We start from the raw sequence: 16,428 nt of genomic DNA on the forward strand, positions 1-16,428 counted from the left end.
ACTCTTCGAAAATCTCTTCAAACCACGTCAGCATCCATCTGCAACCTCAAAACACTGTTTTGAGCTGACTTCGTCAGTCTTATCTATAACCTCAAAGCAGTGCTTTGAGCAACCTGCGGCTAACTTTCTAGTTTGCTCTTTGATTTTCATTGAGTATGAGTTTAACGGTTGTCAATTTTCTCTGGATAAAGGTCGTGTTGGAAGAGGCGTTGTTCTGCTAAGTCTTCATACTTAGTTCCAGGTCTACCGTAGTTGTAGTAAGGGTCGATTGAGATACCACCACGCGGAGTGAATTTTCCCCATACCTCTAAATAGCGAGGGTCTAGCAAGTTGACCAAGTCTTTCCCGATGGTGTTGATACAGTTTTCGTGAAAATCCCCATGATTTCGGTAGCTAAAGAGGTATAGTTTGAGGGATTTTGATTCGACACAGAGCTTGTCAGGAATGTAGGAAATATAAATGGTCGCAAAGTCTGGCTGAGCAGTGATTGGACACAGTGAGGTAAATTCAGGACAGTTAAATTTGATAAAATAGTCATTTTCCACATGACGATTGTCAAAGGATTCGAGAACTTCTGGTTGATAGTCAAAAATATAGTTGGTTTCTTTGTTGCCGAGGAGGCTTAGGTTTTTCATTTCTTCTTGTTGTGACATGATTTTTTCTTTCTAATTTAAACACCACGTTGGTTGTCGTAGAGGAGGGTATGAAGTTGAGGAAGGACGCGGACATTGCCCCAGCTATCATCAGCAGCGACGCGTTCCCAGAGTTCTTTGAGGCGATCTAGTTGGTCTTGGACAATATTGCCTGTAGCCTTGGGCTCAGGATTTCCAGCCGATAAGAAAAGAACATCTGGTTGGTAACGTTCTTGAATCCCTTTGGCAAAGGCCAAATCGGCATCATCAAAGACAGGGATCTTAAAGGTGACCTTGCCTGGGTCCAGTTGGGAAACGATAAAGTCCAAGGTTTCAAAGTTGACTTCCATCTTGGATGAAGGAGGTTTGGGGCTCAGAGTGACCTGGTCAATATCTTTTAACCAATTTTGCCAGCGGGAGCCTTGGGTCTCAACAGCTAGAGTGACACCGCGTTCCTTGAGCTTGGTGACGAGTTGAGCCATGTTGGCTGCTAGGATAGCAGGATTTCCCCCAGACAGGGTGACGTAGTCGTAGCTTCCTAGCTTATCTAAGGCAGCAATGACTTCATCAGCGGTCATACGACTTGGTTTTTCAGAACCATCCCAAGTAAAGGCAGAGTCGCACCAGTCGCAATGGTAGTCGCAACCAGCAGTGCGGACAAACATGGTTTTCTGCCCGATAGCACGGCCTTCACCTTGAAAGGTTGGGCCAAAAATTTCCAGAACTGGTAGTTTGAGGACACGTTCCCTAGTCATCTAACCACTCCCGTCTAAACTCCGCAAAGGCAGTCGGAGTTTCATAGAGGCGAACGTATTCCATACGGAGACCGCGTTCGTCGGGCAACTCTTGACTCATGGTTTGGAAAATCCAGTAAACCATGTTTTCAGCAGTCGTGTTCATATAAGGCAGGGTTTCATTGAGATAGCGATGATCCAAATGGGGTTCTAAATAGTCCTTGTAGATAGCTTTGATATCTCCAAAGTCGTAGGTCATGCCCCGTTCATCTAAAAATCCACTGACAGCAATCTGCAGATGATAAGTGTGGCCGTGCAGGGATTTGCATTTTCCTTCATAGTGAAAGAGGTGGTGGGCAGCGTCGAAGGTAAATTCTTTTGATACCAAGGTTCTGTGAGAATTGTAGACAAGAGACTCCCCAGTTTCCTGTTTGATTTCTTTGGGTGCAAAAAACATTAGCCCTCTCCTTTCTGTGAGAGATAAACATCTAAACCATGCTGACGTAGGTGGCAGGCTGGGCAATCCCCACAGCCACTTCCGATAATCCCATTGTAGCAGGTCAAGGTCTTTTCACGAACATAATCAAAGGCACCGAGTTGGTCAGCTAACTCCCAAGTTTCAGCCTTGTCTAGCCACATGAGAGGCGTTTGGATAACAAAGTCGTAATCCATGGCAAGGTTAAGGGTAACATTGAGAGATTTGACAAAGACATCTCGGCAGTCAGGATAGCCTGAGAAGTCTGTCTCGCAGACACCTGTCACGATGTCTTTAATGCCTCGTTGCTTGGCAAGAACTGCTGCAAAGGATAGAAAGAGGTGGTTGCGGCCGTCAACAAAGGTATTGGGAACCTCTCCCTCTTTTTGCTTGATTTCCATATCAGAGGTTAGGGCATTTTCAGTAATTTGTCCCAGCAGAGACATATCTAAGATGTGATGACGAATGCCTTGTTCCTTAGCGATTTCTCTAGCAACTTGAATTTCGAGATGATGGCGTTGGCCGTAGGCAAAGGTGACGGCTTCGACTGTTTCATAGTGTTCTTTAGCCCAAAAGAGGCAGGTTGTGGAATCTTGACCGCCACTAAAGACGACCAAGGCTGATTGACGTTTCATAGTACTCCTTCCAAAATGGGAAATGTTCAGAGCACGCAAAAAGCTCCCTTGAGGGGAGCTAAAAAATACCAAGTAGAGGTTTTTTTTAGCGATGGCATGTCCCAAACATCGTAATATTCTACCTACAGTCTAGCATATTTTTTGAAAAATGGCAAAGGGCAAGAAAAAAGAGACCAAATAAAGCACTTGGTCTCTCGTTTGATTAGCTCAATTCAGCAACGATGGCCTTGATTTGTTCTGCAGTATGAACACCTGCAACTTGTTTCACCACTTGGCCGTCTTTTTTGAAGAGAAGGGTTGGGATAGACATGATTCCAAAAGCACGAGCTGTGTTTGGATTTTCATCAACATCCATTTTAACGATTTTCAAGACATCTTCTGAAAGTTCTTCAGACAATTTATCCAAGATTGGACCTTGCATACGACATGGACCACACCAAGTTGCCCAGAAGTCTACCAAGACCAAACCGTCTTTTGTTTCTTGTTCAAATGTTGCATCTGTAATTGCTTTTGCCATTGTATTTCTCCTTTTTTAGTTATATTGGCTTAAATCTTGTTTCATGAGATAGAAGAAAACATCTCCATAAGTCCCATGGTAGTCCAAATCATGACCATTGTAGGTTAATTTTTGGACAGTATAGTAATCAGCAACGCCGATGAGGCAGGCGTGTTGAGAACGTTCAAAGTCTTGGTAAGACTCGAAAGTCATGGTTCTCTCTTGCTTACTGGCGTCTAGATAAGTAATTTCGATCATATAAAACTCCTTTGTTCGATCTTGACTTTATTGTACTCCTTGAAAAGAGGAATGTCAAGAAAAATGATTGCGCACGCAACTTTTTTAAAAAATCTGATTAAGAAATGAAATCAAGACTCGTTTCCAGTCTTTCTTCGACAGCCTTCTGTAGAGAGGCCAGTGTCTTTTGCCCATCACTTGTCAGGCAGATAAAGCTAGAACGTCTATCTTGATCACAACACATGCGACTAAGTAGACCGCAATTTTTGGCTTCCAAGCGAGCCACCATCCGAGAAACAGCGCTCGGGCTCAGATGAAGTTTATCTGGCAGGTCAATCTGGCGTAGAGATTTTTCTTGGGCCAAGTCCAGATAGTAGAGCAGGTAAAACTCTTTCAAGGTCAGACTTTGGTCACTCTGCTGGGCAATGGTCTCTTCCAAGAGACCTTCAATTTCTTTCTGACGACGATTGAAATCAAACCACTTTTCCAAATAGCTCATTGCTTTCTCCTTTCTTTTCAAAGTAAAATCACAAAGTCATTACTGACTGTCTCTACAACACAAGATGATTGCGCATGCAATGATTATACTACTTTTAACTAATCCTTGCAAGAGAGAAGAATTGCGATATTTCCTTGAAATTTTCTGAAAAAAGAGTAAACTGGTATGCAAGAAGTCTATTTCGTGGAGTTTAGGATGAAATTATATGTTCAATTAATGATTCTCTTTGTGATTTCTCTTATCGGAGAGGGAATTTCTAGTTTCTTTCATCTGCCCATCCCAGGCAGTATTATCGGTTTGATTATTCTCTTTCTAGCCTTACAGTTCAAGTGGCTAAGGACCAGACATGTCAACATGGTTGGAAATTTCTTGCTGGCCAATATGACCATTCTCTTTTTGCCACCAGCAGTAGGTATCATGGAAAAGTTTGATGTGATTGCTCCTTATCTTTTGCCTATCGTCTTGATTGTCTTTTTTGCGGCTGTCATCAACATTATTCTTATTGCCCTAGTGGTTCAGTTTATCAAGAGACGATTTGAGGGAGATTATGAGAAAGGAGATGCCAAATGAGTGAATTTGTATCCAATCCTCTGTTTGGGATTGCATTATCTATCCTAGCTTATCTAGTGGGGATGTTGATTTACAGACGTTTCCCCCATCCATTGACAACGCCCCTGCTTTTGTCGGCTGTTTTTATCATTATTTTTCTAAAGGTGACAGGTATTTCTTACCAAGACTACTATCAAGGTGGGGTTTATCTGAACAATTTGATTGTTCCGTCAACAGTGGCTTTAGGGATTCCGCTTTATAAGAGTTTTCACTTGATGAAGCACCATGCACGGAGTATTCTCTTTGGCAGTCTGCTAGCAGTAGTTGTCAATACTAGCTTCACTGCCATAGTAGCGAAAATATTTGGCATGGACTTTTTCCTAGCCATTTCTCTCTTTCCCAAGTCAGTGACAACCGCCATGGCAGTGGGAATCACAGAAAAATTGCAAGGTTTGACGACTGTGACCTTAGTCGTCGTAGTGGCAACTGGGATTCTAACTAGTGTAATCGGACCAACCCTTTTGAAATGGTTGAAGATTGACGATCCAGTTGCAGTTGGGCTTTCCCTTGGGGGAACAGGTCATGCTGTCGGAACGGGTACGGCCTTTCGATACGGTTCTGTAGCAGGAGCCATGGGTGGTTTGGCTATCGGTATTACTGGTATTCTCTACGTATTTGTAAGCCCCATCGTAGCCAGTTTGATATTGAGTTAAAAAGCAAGGAACTTAAATTCCTTGCTTTTTCAAATTGTATGTTATAGGTTTTTACTTTCCCAAAAAAGCAGTGAGACAGAAGCAGATTCTTAGTTAAAAATCACTTCTCTCACTATACATAAATAACCAAAAAACACCTAGGACTATTTTAAAATCCTAGATGTTTTTCCTGATGTGCTAAGAAATATTTTACGTAAATACAGATAATAAAGGCCAAGCAATCCTAGAACAACCAAATCAACGACAAATTGCCAACCAAAAACCTGAATGCGATTCCTAAAAAGACTGGTCAATAGAATCAGCAGAGCATCTCCCCAGAAAGCAAGGCCAGCCAAAGTAAGGGCTGATTTTCTTCTGAAAAAATAGAAAATCGGACTCAAGGTAGCAGCTAACAAATGGCTGAACCATATGATCATAAAGACAACAGGATAATGGCTAAAGTAAGCCATAATAGCTGAATTATAATGTTCTGCAAAATAAGTCTGATTACGCGTCATGACCATGACAAAATCATAGCAGCCTATCAAATTCAAGAAAAATATAAGCACTGCAAAGCTAATACCAAAGCCAGTTAATTTTTTCATTTCATTAACCCCATTTCTTCAAAAGCTTGAATAAAAAAATCGCTCTTCAACAAGGCCAAGCCTTGATTGACATCACCTAAAACCATAAGGCTGTCGTCTTTTTGGATGTTAAAAATTTTTCTCGCTCGTGCAGGAATGACGATTTGTCCCTTTTCACCAACAGTTACCGTTCCAAAAATATACTTCCCTTCTTTGGCTTTAGCAGCAAAAGGAGAGACATCCCCATTAACCAACTCATCTAAGCTGATATCAAAAATTTCTGCCAAACGACTTGAAGAAATAATATCCGGTAAACTGTCACCCAATTCCCACTTACTGAGAGTCTGACGAGATACGCCTACTTTTTCAGCTAATTTTTCCTGAGAATAACCTGACTTTTTCCTTAGCAGAGCAATCGTTTCACTAATCATACTTTTCCTACCTCTTTTCCTGAACTCATTATAGAGCCTTCTTGTCCAACTTTCAAGCATCTTTTATTGGCAAAACGAGAGTTTTTTTGTTAAAAATCATAGCAAAAAAGAAGCCTGTCTGAGCTCTAGTATAAATACTAGAACTTTGTATATTCCTAATTCAATTTTTTTTAACCCCCAATTTGTAAAATTAAGCTAGACAGAAAAAGCCATCTATGTTAGGCTCAGATAAACTACCACATTTGTCTGAAAGGAACTAACATAAATGACCTATACTCATCTTACCACAAACGAGCTTGTAATGATAGAGGCTTACTATCAAGAAAACATAAAAGTTTCAGATATTGTGACTTCACTTGGCAGATCAAAACAGACAATCTACAATGTCATCAACTATCTGAAAGAGGGGCGCTCTGCTTATGATTACTATAACCGATATAAAATCAATAAGAAACGCTGTAGCAGGAATAAAACCAGTCTTACGCAATCAGAAAAAGATTTTATCCAAACTCATTTAGAACAAAATTGGAGTCTTGATGTCATTAAAGGAACTTATTCATTTTTTTAATCTAGTTAGAAAATGAGATAAAGAAAAGGATAGCCTCTCAGTGATGAGATGTTATCCTTTTTTGACGTTTAAACTATTGCAAATTAACCTTGTTTTTCAAGATATAGTAGGTACCGAGATAGTAGATAGCTGATAAAAAGAGATCGCGCAGAATTTCTGTACCAATCATCATGTTAAAGTTATTTTCAATTCGGAAAAAGAGAGAAACATAACCAATGACGATGGCAATGACGATATAGGCTAGAATCCCCATAGCTGTTCGATACTCGTTAAAGAGTTGTCCGATAGAGATGGAGAGGTAAATGGATAAAATCCATGCGATTGAACCGACAAATAGTGATAGGGCATACAGCCAGCCGTAGCTGAGGTAAGGGGAGATGAAGTTATAGAGGGCAGTGAAGTCTTTTTCTATTGGTGTTAAGAAGATGATGATCAATATACTCAAGATAAAGACAATATAGCTTAAGATGGACCAGACAAGACCGCCTAAAAGTTTTGCGGTGATGATTTGGTGCTCAGAGACAGGCAAGGTCAAGGTCAAGTACCCTTGGCGGTCATAAACACTGCCTTTAAATCTTCGGATGATTAAAAAGATTGTTGCAATCCAAAGAGTGACGCTGAGTCCTCCAAAGACTAGTACTAAAAAGAAGATGAAATAAGCAGCATTGTTAGGATTGTAACTCTGGCTAAGACTGTTAATAAAAGCTCCAATCAAAACTGAAATTGCAAGTACCGCACCGTAGAGTGCCAGATACCATTTATTGACATTTTTAAATTCATAACGAACTAGATTCCAAAACATAATAATCTCCTTTGCTTAGGCTTTAAATTCCTGGCGGAAGAGCTGGTCAATTGATTCACCTGACTCGTAACGAATATCATCAACATTTCCTTGGCGGACGACTTTTCCGTCTTTGAGGAAGATGATCTCATCCAAGATTGGTTCAATATCTGAAATCAAGTGGGTTGAAATCAGTACCGTAGAGGTTGGGGAATAGTTGTTGATGATGGTATTGAGGATATAATCACGGGCAGCTGGATCCACGCCTCCGATTGGTTCGTCCAGAACGTAGAGGCGGGCTTCACGACTCATAACCAGGATGAGTTGGACCTTTTCCTTGTTCCCTTTTGATAGTTTCTTGAGGCGACTGTTTTCATCAATACCGAGATCGGCTAAAAGGTGTTGGGCTCTTTCGAAATTGAAATCCTGATAGAAGGTTTTAAAATAGGTTAGAGCATCCTTAACCTTCATCTCTTCATTGAGGTAGGTTGTGTCTGGCAGGTAGGAGACGATCGCCTTGGTAGCAGGACTTGGATCCTGTCCGTTAATGAGGACACGTCCTTTATTTGGTTGAAGGAGGCCATTGATCAGTTTGATTAGGGTTGTTTTTCCGGATCCGTTTGGTCCAAGGAGCCCGACAATCTTTCCGGCTGAGATCTCTAGTGAGATATTGTCAAGTGCCGCGGTTGCTCCATATGATTTTGTTACATTTTCAAGTGCTAGTAGTGTCATAGTTTTAAACTCCTTTAATATAGTCGCTTAATACATTTGGCAGTTCTTCTTTTTTGTAGCCAAATTGAAGCATGCAAGAGACGAATTGTTGTAGCTGCTCCTCGGAAAGTTGTTTGCGAGACTGAAGGATGAGGTCTAAATCCTCGGTGACAAATCGACCAGTTGTCCGCTTGCTGTATACAAATCCTTCACGTTCGAGGTCAGACAAGGCGCGCTGAATGGTATTAGGATTGACCCCAGCCTCGCTCGCCAAATCTCTCACGGTTGGGAGCTGTTGATTGGGTTCCAGTTCATGGGAAACAATCTGTAGTTTGATTTTTTCCATAATCTGTAAATAAATCGGTTTTGTATTATCAAATGACCAGGACATCATAGTCTCCTTTCTTTGTCTTCGTTGTTCTAATAAAATAATACAATAAAACAAAAAACTTGTCAAGTAAAAATAAGAATTGTTTTGGGAATTGCTCAAAAAATGGTATAATGAAAAGAAAACGACAAGGAGGGAAATGCATGCGTTGTCCAAAATGTGGGGCTACCAAGTCTAGTGTTGTTGATAGTCGACAAGCCGAAGAAGGAAATACCATCCGTCGAAGACGTGAGTGCGACGAGTGTCAGCATCGTTTTACAACCTATGAACGAGTAGAAGAAAGAACGCTGGTCGTCGTCAAAAAAGACGGTACGCGAGAACAGTTTTCGAGAGATAAAATCTTTAATGGGATTATCCGCTCAGCCCAGAAGCGTCCTGTGTCAAGTGATGAAATCAACATGGTGGTCAATCGTATCGAGCAAAAACTCCGTAGTCGCAGTGAGAATGAGATCCAAAGCGAATATATTGGGTCTTTAGTCATGGAAGAATTGGCGGAGCTGGATGAGATTACCTATGTTCGTTTTGCCAGTGTTTACCGTAGCTTTAAGGATGTGAGTGAGTTGGAGAGTCTGCTCCAGCAGATCACCCAGTCCTCAAAAAAGAAAAAGGAAAAATAGATGAAGCCAAATGACCGTTTTTCTTTTCTAAAGAATAATCGGGTGTCGCAAGATACCTCTTCTCTGGTGCAGTGCTACCTCCCGATTATCGGTCAGGAGGCACTGAGCCTCTATCTATATACCATTACCTTTTGGGATGGTGGGCAAAAGGAGCATCTCTTTTCCCACATCCTCAATCACTTAAACTTCGGCATGCCGACCTTGCTCCAATCCTTTAAAGTCTTATCTGCTTTGGATTTGTTGACCCTTTATCAGAAGGGGGAAACTTATGAATTGCAGCTTCATTCTCCCCTTTCCAGTCAAGAATTTCTAAGCCATTCTGTCTATAGCAGATTATTAGAGAAAAAGATTGGGGATACTGCAGTCGCTTCCATGAAGCAGGCTCCAAGTGAGGGAGAAGCACTCTCTGTTTCTTTGAGCCAAGTCTTTCCAACCCTGACTGAAGAAGTGACCCCAAGCGAGTCTAAAAGCAAGTTAAAAAACGATTTTGACTTGGAACATTTCCAGCGTCTGATGGCTCGAGATGGCTTGCGTTTTGAAGACGAGCAGGCGGATGTTTTGGAATTGTTCGCCATTGCAGATGAAAAAAAATGGACCTGGTTTGAAACCTATCAATTAGCTAAGGCGACAGCTGTAGCTCAGGTTATTTCTGTCAAACGCATGCGTGAAAAGATAGCACAAAAACCAGCTACTTCTGACTTTAGCCCCAAAGAAATGACCATTATCAGGGAAGCCAAAAATAAAACTCCCCTGCACTTTTTAGCCGAAATCAAGCAAACGCGTAAGGGGAACATCACCCAAAGTGAAAGAGAACTCCTTCACCAGATGGCGTCTTTAGGCTTGTTGGATGAAGTCATCAATATCGTCTTGCTTCTAACCTTTAACAAGGTTGATTCGGCCAATGTCAATGAGAAATATGCCATGAAGGTCGCCAATGACTATGCTTATCAAAAAATTCGGACAGCAGAAGAAGCTGTGCTTCGGATTCGAGAGCGTCAGCAAAAAGGCCAAGAAGACAAAAAATTGAAAACTAGCTCGACTAAGACAAATGTTCCCAAGTGGAGCAATCCAGAATATAAAAATCAAACCAGCGAGGAAACTCGTCTGGAACTAGAACGTAAAAAACAAGAAATGTTAGCCCGATTAGAAGAAGGAGGAGACTAGATGGAAAGTGTGGGTGACGTTATCAAACGTCAGACAAGTCGTTTTCAGTATCAGGACTTAGTCCAGCAGATTATGAAAGACCCAGATGTGGCGGCTTTTATCCAGAAAGAATCCCTCAGTCCAGAGGAGTTGAATCGTAGCATCTCCAAGTTCAACCAATATATCACAGAACGTGACAAGTTTCTTCGTGGGGATGCGGACTATATAGCGCGTGGCTACAAGCCTATCTTGGTTATGAATCACGGTTATGCGGATGTGTCTTATGAAGAAACACCAGAACTAATCGCGGCAGAAAAAGAGGCTGCAATTAAGAATCGTCTCAAATTGATCAATCTACCAGCCAGTCTCAAGAAAGCGAAGTTGGCTCAGATTGACCTGGATGATCTAGGACGATTACCGATTTTTGAGAGACTCTATGCCTTTGTTGACCTTTACCCTAGTATCCGAAAAGGTCTCTATCTTTACGGAGATTTTGGTGTCGGTAAGAGTTTCATGATGGCGGCCTTAGCTCATGACCTATCTGAAAAACGTGGAGCATCAACGACGATTCTCCACTATCCAAGCTTTGTCATTGATGTGAAAAATGCCATCGGTGAAGGATCAGTGAAGACCTTGGTGGATGAGATCAAATTAGCAGAAGTATTGGTCTTGGATGATATTGGTGCAGAGCAGTCGACACCTTGGGTGCGTGATGAGATTCTTCAAGTCATTCTTCAGTACCGCATGCAGGAAGATTTGCCGACCTTCTTTACTTCCAACTTTAATTTCCAAGATTTGGAAAAACATTTTGCCAAAGGAAAGAATGGAAATGATGAGACTTGGGAAGCTAGACGGGTTATGGAACGAATCCGTTATTTGGCTGAGGAGACAAGACTAGAAGGAGAGAATCGCCGATGACGGAAACCATTAAACTGATGAAAGCTCATACTTCAGTTCGTCGCTTTAAGGAGCAAGAGATTTCTCAAGAGCACTTAAATGAAATCTTGACTGCTGCTCAAATGGCGTCTTCTTGGAAAAATTTCCAATCCTACTCTGTGATTCTTGTACGCAGCCAAGAGAAGAAAGATGCTTTATATGAATTGGTTCCCCAGGAAGCCATTCGCCAGTCGGCTGCCTTTTTGCTTTTTGTTGGTGACTTGAACAGAGCTGAAAAGGGAGTAAACCTTCATACGGACACTTTCCAACCCCAAGGAGTGGAAGGTCTCCTCATCACATCTGTGGATGCTGCGCTTGCTGGGCAAAATACCTTGCTTGCGGCTGAGAGTCTGGGATATGGTGGTGTGATTATCGGTTTGGTCCGTTACAAGTCGGAAGAAGTGGCAGAGCTTTTTAATTTGCCTGACTATACCTACCCCGTTTTTGGGATTGCCATCGGTGTGCCAGATCAACAACATGATGTCAAACCAAGATTACCTTTGAGCCAAGTGGTATTTGAAGAAGAATACCAAGAACAGCCTGTAGCAGCGATTTTGGACTATGACATAGTTCAGGCAGACTATGCTGGTGCGCGTGCGACGACCTCTTGGAGTCAACGTTTGGCAGAGCAGTTTGGTCAAGCCGAACCTAGTTCAACTCGGAAGAATCTAGAACAGAAAAAGTTATTGTAGAAAGTGAGAAAACATGGCCTTACCAACTATTGCCATTGTGGGACGTCCCAATGTTGGGAAATCAACCCTATTTAATCGGATCGCTGGTGAGCGGATCTCAATCGTAGAAGATGTCGAGGGTGTGACACGTGACCGTATCTATGCAACGGGTGAGTGGCTCAATCGTTCCTTTAGTATGATTGATACGGGAGGGATTGACGATGTCGATGCTCCCTTTATGGAACAAATCAAGCACCAGGCAGAAATCGCTATGGAAGAAGCGGATGTCATCGTCTTTGTAGTGTCTGGGAAAGAAGGAATTACAGATGCGGATGAGTACGTAGCCCGTAAACTCTATAAAACCCATAAACCTGTTATCCTTGCCGTTAACAAGGTTGACAACCCTGAAATGCGAAATGATATCTTTGATTTCTATGCGCTAGGATTGGGCGAACCCCTGCCAATTTCGTCTGTCCACGGTATTGGTACGGGTGATGTGCTGGATGCTATTGTGGAAAATCTACCACACGAAGTTGAAGAAGAAAATCCAGACGTGATTAAATTTAGCTTGATTGGCCGTCCTAACGTTGGAAAATCAAGTTTGATTAACGCTATTTTGGGAGAAGACCGCGTGATTGCTAGTCCAGTATCTGGAACAACGCGTGACGCCATTGATACCCACTTTACAGATACGGATGGACAAGAGTTTACCATGATTGATACAGCTGGTATGCGTAAGTCTGGTAAAGTCTATGAAAATACGGAGAAATACTCTGTCATGCGTGCCATGCGTGCCATTGACCGTTCTGACGTGGTCTTGATGGTCCTCAATGCCGAAGAAGGTATCCGTGAGTACGACAAGCGTATCGCAGGTTTTGCCCATGAAGCCGGTAAAGGGATGATTATCGTGGTCAACAAGTGGGATACTCTTGAAAAAGACAACCACACCATGAAGAAATGGGAAGAAGATATCCGTGAGCAGTTCCAATATCTGCCTTATGCACCGATTGTCTTTGTATCCGCTCTTACCAAGCAACGTCTCCATAAACTGCCTGATATGATCAAGCAAATTAGCGAGAGTCAAAACACACGGATTCCATCAGCAGTCTTGAATGATGTCATTATGGATGCCATTGCTATCAACCCAACACCGACAGACAAAGGAAAACGCCTCAAGATTTTCTACGCTACCCAAGTTGCAACCAAGCCACCAACCTTTGTCATCTTTGTCAATGAAGAAGAACTCATGCACTTCTCTTACTTGCGTTTCTTGGAAAATCAAATCCGAAAGGCCTTTGTCTTTGAGGGAACACCGATTCACTTGATCGCGAGAAAACGAAAGTAAACCATGCTTGTTTTTCTACAAAAATAAACTAAAAGAAGACTTCATAGTCTTCTTTTTTCTATACTAAAAGGGGAGAAAAGAACCTGCCAAATTGGAGGAGAATATGTCATCAAATTTCAATCATTTTCCTAGCTTTTGTAATCTATTTGTAATGAAAATGCACTTTCTTTGTAAAAATCAAAATGCTATAATTCCTTAAATCAATTTTCCTTTATCAGGGAGGTTATTATGAAAAAAAGCAGATTATTTAAACATAGTTTGTTGGTTCGCTTGCTTGGGTTGCTGATGGTCTTTCTCTTCTTGTCAGCATTCACAGCACCTGAAAAACCAGAGTACGGGATCTATGACCCGGATCATTATTTAACGGATGAGACTATAAGTCAGATTCGGGAATTGAATAATGTCAATAGTAAAAAATCAGAAAAATTCCAGATGGGTGTTTACGTTGTGAAAAGCCTAGATGGAGAAACAATCGAGACTGTAGCCAATGAAACAGCTAGGGCTTGGAAGATTGGCTACTCGGGAGACAAGCACGGTGTCTTGATTGTAGTAGCAGTCCAAGATAGAAAATCACGGATTGAAACCAGTAATAATGTGGCCAGTAAGATCACTGACTATCAGACTCACAGGTTCTTGACAACAGCACGTCCTTACTTTAAAAATGGTGACTATAACAAGGGTGTTCTCTCAATAGTCAATAATCTCAACTACATGTTCTATAGTGGATCGAGTACGACTGCTTCAAGTTCTAAAAGTAGTTACGACTATACTACCAACTCTAGTCGCTTAAGGGAACTTGAAAGGTATGCTGGTGAGAGTAGTTCTTCGAGACGTCATCGAAAAAGCAGTTCGAGTGACGGAGTTATCGTATTTGGAGTTCTCATTTACTTCATCGTGATGATTATCGGATTTCTATTTGGTGGTCGTGGTTCACGTGGAGATGATTCTGGCGGTGGCTGGTGGGGCGGCGACTCATCAGACTCAGGATCCTCTTGGTCTGACTCAGGTTCTTCTTGGTCTGACTCGGGCTCCGATTCATCTGGAGGCTGGGACGGCGGTGGCTTTGATGGCGGTGGTTCGTCTGATGACTGGTGAGTGATCATATATTGCTCAAACCGATTTCTCCATACAGTAAGGTGACTCCTTTGCAAGAGTTCACTCCTTAATTAAAAATAAAAACAAAGTTTGGGAAATTGATTTAAAATCTGAGTATTTTCTCAGAAAAGTTGATAAAAGAAAGTGTTAAGGTTTTGATATGAAACAAAATAAAGTAATTCTCTCAATAGTAGCGATTTTCTTTGGACTACTAGTTCTGGGAAGTTGTTCCGCAGTGACGACCTATAATGGTCTAGTTGGTGAACAGACTAAAGTGGAGCAGGCTCAGGCCGATGTCTCGACAGCCCTCCAACGTCGTTCGGACTTGATTGGTAACTTGGTGGAGTCCGTTAAAGGACAAATGAATCATGAAACCGAAGTCTTTACCAAGATTGCGGATGCTAGAGCTAAAATCGGTAGTAGCTCAGTAACTTCGGAAGAAAACCAAAAGGCTCAGGGAGAATTGAGCTCTGCTCTTTCCCGCTTGATTTCCTTGACGGAGAATTATCCAGAACTCAAGAGCAATCAAAATGTTGAGCAACTAATGGTGGAACTTTCAGGAAGTGAAAATCGTATCTTTGTAGCACGCAAGGATTATAATAAAGTCGCAGCTGAGTACAATCAAAAGTTGAGAAGTTTTCCAACCGTGCTCTTTGCGAATATGATGAACTTTAAAGAAGCTGAAACCTTCAAAGAAACAGAAGAAGCTAAGACAGTTCCTAAGGTCGATTTCGGAACATCTTCATCAAGTCAATAATGTGAATCAGCCTATGAATAAAGGAATTTCTCTAGCATGACTAGTGATTTCAAACCCGAACCTGGAAAGCTTTTTCCAGGTTTTTTTGGTATAATAAAAGGGAAGATACAGTGACTCAAATGGAGGTTTGCTATGGAAAAAACAAAAGCCTTTCTTGAAGCGCACTACAAGAGATATATCCTTACGATTTGCTTTCTCTGGTTCCTCATATTTTTTCTTCCTTGGAATTGGCAAATAGGAGGAGTTTCAGTATATTATTTCGTTATGAAAAAACTCTTTGTGGTTTTTGGAGTTTTATCCATCCTATACTCGGTGCTGATTAAAAAAATCAGTCTTCTTATCTTTGGCATCATCTTTTGCTTGGCCTTCTGGATTAATCTCTTTTTGTACTTTGGCTTATTGCCAGCATTTTTGGGAAATTAAACATTAAAAATTGATGGACTAGACGAGCTTCTAGTCCTTTTTACTTTCTTGACAAAATAGTTTGAGAATTGAAAATGATTTTGTTGACGGGCGATCTGTATGATATAATAAGTTCCGTAAACAGAAGATTAAGGAATTTAAAAATGGCGAAAAAAGTAAAGGATTATTATGACTTGGCTTATGCTAGGGATTTGAGTCGACGGTTGCAAGAAGCGTCCCCTGCCTTTGATGGACAAAAATTTAGGCTCTTGCTAGAAAAAGACTTGGAAAATTTGGAGTTTAGCCAGCGTCAAGAACTCTTGGCTAAAAGTATCAAAGAATGTCTCCCCCTATCTTATCAGGACTCTCTCAAGGTTTTTGAGGAAATTTTAGGTCCTGAGCTAGAGGGTGGTTTAGGCATGTTTTCGGAAGGTTATTGGCTTTGGCCCATCGGCAAATATGTAGAGCTATACGGAGACAAGGAATTTGAATTGAGCGCGGCTTTTAGTAAGGAACTAACCAAGCGGTTTACGGGAGAATTTTCCATGAGACCCTTACTGGCTAGCTATCCTAAGGCTACAATGGCCTTGCTGATAGAATGGAGTCAGGATGAAAATTTACGCGTTCGTAGACTTGCTAGCGAGTGCATGCGTATCCGTCTACCTTGGGCTAAGAGACAAACCGTGGTGTTGGATTATTTTGAGGATTTCACCACTATTTTGACCAATCTAAAGGATGATAGAGATAAGTCTATTCAAAAAAGTGTAGCCAATAATCTAAATGATTTGTATAAGGAAGATCCTGATAAGTTTGAAAAGATACTTCAAACTTGGCAAAAGGAGGAGCTAAGTCCAAGTTGTGCTTGGATCATCAAGCATGCATCTCGAACAAAAAACAAAAAGGTAGCCACAGAAGATTGATGCAAAAAAAACTGAATTTCAGCTGGCCTTTTCCGTTGTAAATTAAGGATTCTTTCTTGAAAAATAATGGTAAATATGCTAAAATTAAAAGAACATTCTAAAATATTCAGAATAAAAAGTAAGGAAAATC

At 41.4% G+C, this 16,428-nt stretch carries 24 protein-coding genes; 12 read left to right on the forward strand and 12 right to left on the reverse strand.

From position 1 onward, the window contains the following. Positions 1 to 161 precede the first annotated feature (161 nt). From queF to HMPREF2991_RS07960, 7 genes are all read right to left on the reverse strand, one after another. Positions 162 to 653: a preQ(1) synthase gene (gene queF / locus HMPREF2991_RS07930; RefSeq protein WP_070683808.1), complete on the reverse strand. Its 492-nt coding sequence runs from the start codon at positions 651 to 653 to the stop codon at positions 162 to 164. Positions 654 to 670: 17 nt separating this feature from the next. Next, positions 671 to 1,387 (reverse strand): 7-carboxy-7-deazaguanine synthase QueE, encoded by a 717-nt coding sequence (gene queE, locus HMPREF2991_RS07935; protein ID WP_070683810.1) that lies wholly within the window; start codon positions 1,385 to 1,387, stop codon positions 671 to 673. Further along, positions 1,380 to 1,823 carry a 6-carboxytetrahydropterin synthase QueD gene (gene queD, locus HMPREF2991_RS07940; protein ID WP_070683812.1) on the reverse strand — a complete coding sequence of 148 codons (444 nt, stop codon included), beginning with the start codon at positions 1,821 to 1,823 and terminating at the stop codon, positions 1,380 to 1,382. Before queD ends, queE begins: the two co-directional genes overlap by 8 nt. After that, on the reverse strand, positions 1,823 to 2,476 hold the full coding sequence (queC, locus tag HMPREF2991_RS07945) for a 7-cyano-7-deazaguanine synthase QueC (protein ID WP_070683814.1): 654 nt from the start codon (positions 2,474 to 2,476) through the stop codon (positions 1,823 to 1,825). The genes queD and queC overlap by 1 nt, the downstream gene beginning before the upstream one ends. A 202-nt stretch (positions 2,477 to 2,678) precedes the next feature. Beyond that, the gene (trxA, locus tag HMPREF2991_RS07950) at positions 2,679 to 2,993 is read right to left on the reverse strand and encodes a thioredoxin (RefSeq protein ID WP_001029581.1); all 315 of its coding nucleotides are present in this window, start codon (positions 2,991 to 2,993) and stop codon (positions 2,679 to 2,681) included. Between the two features lie 15 nt (positions 2,994 to 3,008). Next, positions 3,009 to 3,230 carry a DUF4649 family protein gene (locus HMPREF2991_RS07955; protein ID WP_000570263.1) on the reverse strand — a complete coding sequence of 74 codons (222 nt, stop codon included), beginning with the start codon at positions 3,228 to 3,230 and terminating at the stop codon, positions 3,009 to 3,011. A 97-nt stretch (positions 3,231 to 3,327) separates the two neighbouring features. Beyond that, the gene (locus HMPREF2991_RS07960) at positions 3,328 to 3,708 is read right to left on the reverse strand and encodes a MarR family transcriptional regulator (RefSeq protein WP_070683816.1); all 381 of its coding nucleotides are present in this window, start codon (positions 3,706 to 3,708) and stop codon (positions 3,328 to 3,330) included. Between the two features lie 195 nt (positions 3,709 to 3,903). Between HMPREF2991_RS07960 and HMPREF2991_RS07965 the strand changes: the two genes are divergently transcribed. Further along, a complete protein-coding gene (locus HMPREF2991_RS07965; RefSeq protein WP_000781325.1) occupies positions 3,904 to 4,278 on the forward strand; it encodes a CidA/LrgA family protein in 375 nt (124 codons plus the stop codon). Then, positions 4,275 to 4,970 (forward strand): LrgB family protein, encoded by a 696-nt coding sequence (locus HMPREF2991_RS07970; RefSeq protein ID WP_070683818.1) that lies wholly within the window; start codon positions 4,275 to 4,277, stop codon positions 4,968 to 4,970. The genes HMPREF2991_RS07965 and HMPREF2991_RS07970 overlap by 4 nt, the downstream gene beginning before the upstream one ends. Before the next feature lie 143 nt (positions 4,971 to 5,113). Here HMPREF2991_RS07970 and HMPREF2991_RS07975 read toward each other — a convergent pair whose 3' ends face one another. Together HMPREF2991_RS07975 and HMPREF2991_RS07980 are read right to left on the reverse strand one after the other, a co-directional pair. Next, entirely contained in the window at positions 5,114 to 5,554 is a 441-nt protein-coding gene (locus tag HMPREF2991_RS07975; protein WP_070568305.1) for a hypothetical protein, read from the reverse strand. Then, positions 5,551 to 5,964, reverse strand: a complete 414-nt coding sequence (locus HMPREF2991_RS07980) for a helix-turn-helix domain-containing protein (RefSeq protein ID WP_070568308.1) — start codon at positions 5,962 to 5,964, stop codon at positions 5,551 to 5,553. Before HMPREF2991_RS07980 ends, HMPREF2991_RS07975 begins: the two co-directional genes overlap by 4 nt. A gap of 265 nt (positions 5,965 to 6,229) precedes the next feature. Here HMPREF2991_RS07980 and HMPREF2991_RS07985 point away from each other — a divergent pair, with 265 nt between their 5' ends. Next, positions 6,230 to 6,532, forward strand: a complete 303-nt coding sequence (locus HMPREF2991_RS07985) for a helix-turn-helix domain containing protein (protein ID WP_070568311.1) — start codon at positions 6,230 to 6,232, stop codon at positions 6,530 to 6,532. A 73-nt stretch (positions 6,533 to 6,605) separates the two neighbouring features. Here the strand turns inward: HMPREF2991_RS07985 and HMPREF2991_RS07990 are convergent, their stop codons facing one another. The 3 genes from HMPREF2991_RS07990 to HMPREF2991_RS08000 are packed head-to-tail and all read right to left on the reverse strand — an operon-like array spanning position 6,606 to position 8,415. Next, positions 6,606 to 7,334, reverse strand: a complete 729-nt coding sequence (locus HMPREF2991_RS07990; RefSeq protein WP_070568314.1) for a hypothetical protein — start codon at positions 7,332 to 7,334, stop codon at positions 6,606 to 6,608. Positions 7,335 to 7,349: 15 nt separating this feature from the next. Further along, complete coding sequence (locus HMPREF2991_RS07995; protein ID WP_065371347.1) at positions 7,350 to 8,045, reverse strand: ABC transporter ATP-binding protein; 696 nt, start codon at positions 8,043 to 8,045, stop codon at positions 7,350 to 7,352. 4 nt (positions 8,046 to 8,049) lie between these two features. Then, positions 8,050 to 8,415: a GntR family transcriptional regulator gene (locus HMPREF2991_RS08000; RefSeq protein ID WP_000119117.1), complete on the reverse strand. Its 366-nt coding sequence runs from the start codon at positions 8,413 to 8,415 to the stop codon at positions 8,050 to 8,052. Positions 8,416 to 8,555: 140 nt separating this feature from the next. Here HMPREF2991_RS08000 and nrdR point away from each other — a divergent pair, with 140 nt between their 5' ends. The 9 genes from nrdR to HMPREF2991_RS08045 all read left to right on the forward strand — a co-directional run bounded on the left by nrdR (position 8,556) and on the right by HMPREF2991_RS08045 (position 16,298). Then, positions 8,556 to 9,029, forward strand: a complete 474-nt coding sequence (gene nrdR / locus HMPREF2991_RS08005; protein ID WP_001203678.1) for a transcriptional regulator NrdR — start codon at positions 8,556 to 8,558, stop codon at positions 9,027 to 9,029. Then, positions 9,030 to 10,193 carry a DnaD domain protein gene (locus tag HMPREF2991_RS08010; protein ID WP_070568317.1) on the forward strand — a complete coding sequence of 388 codons (1,164 nt, stop codon included), beginning with the start codon at positions 9,030 to 9,032 and terminating at the stop codon, positions 10,191 to 10,193. After that, positions 10,194 to 11,090, forward strand: a complete 897-nt coding sequence (dnaI, locus tag HMPREF2991_RS08015) for a primosomal protein DnaI (protein WP_000446485.1) — start codon at positions 10,194 to 10,196, stop codon at positions 11,088 to 11,090. It begins immediately after the preceding gene. Beyond that, positions 11,087 to 11,800 (forward strand): NADPH-dependent oxidoreductase, encoded by a 714-nt coding sequence (locus tag HMPREF2991_RS08020; protein WP_070568320.1) that lies wholly within the window; start codon positions 11,087 to 11,089, stop codon positions 11,798 to 11,800. Before dnaI ends, HMPREF2991_RS08020 begins: the two co-directional genes overlap by 4 nt. 13 nt (positions 11,801 to 11,813) lie before the next feature. After that, on the forward strand, positions 11,814 to 13,124 hold the full coding sequence (gene der, locus HMPREF2991_RS08025; protein WP_070568323.1) for a ribosome biogenesis GTPase Der: 1,311 nt from the start codon (positions 11,814 to 11,816) through the stop codon (positions 13,122 to 13,124). A 228-nt stretch (positions 13,125 to 13,352) separates the two neighbouring features. After that, positions 13,353 to 14,219 (forward strand): TPM domain-containing protein, encoded by an 867-nt coding sequence (locus tag HMPREF2991_RS08030; RefSeq protein ID WP_070568326.1) that lies wholly within the window; start codon positions 13,353 to 13,355, stop codon positions 14,217 to 14,219. 160 nt (positions 14,220 to 14,379) lie between these two features. After that, positions 14,380 to 14,976, forward strand: a complete 597-nt coding sequence (locus tag HMPREF2991_RS08035) for a LemA family protein (RefSeq protein WP_000812473.1) — start codon at positions 14,380 to 14,382, stop codon at positions 14,974 to 14,976. A gap of 132 nt (positions 14,977 to 15,108) precedes the next feature. Beyond that, entirely contained in the window at positions 15,109 to 15,399 is a 291-nt protein-coding gene (locus HMPREF2991_RS11385; protein WP_070568329.1) for a hypothetical protein, read from the forward strand. 143 nt (positions 15,400 to 15,542) lie between these two features. After that, positions 15,543 to 16,298, forward strand: coding sequence for a DNA alkylation repair protein (locus tag HMPREF2991_RS08045; protein WP_070568331.1), 756 nt, complete (start codon positions 15,543 to 15,545; stop codon positions 16,296 to 16,298). The last annotated feature ends 130 nt before the right edge of the window (positions 16,299 to 16,428 follow it).

Source organism: Streptococcus sp. HMSC072D07, from assembly GCF_001814835.1.
Taxonomy (GTDB): domain Bacteria; phylum Bacillota; class Bacilli; order Lactobacillales; family Streptococcaceae; genus Streptococcus.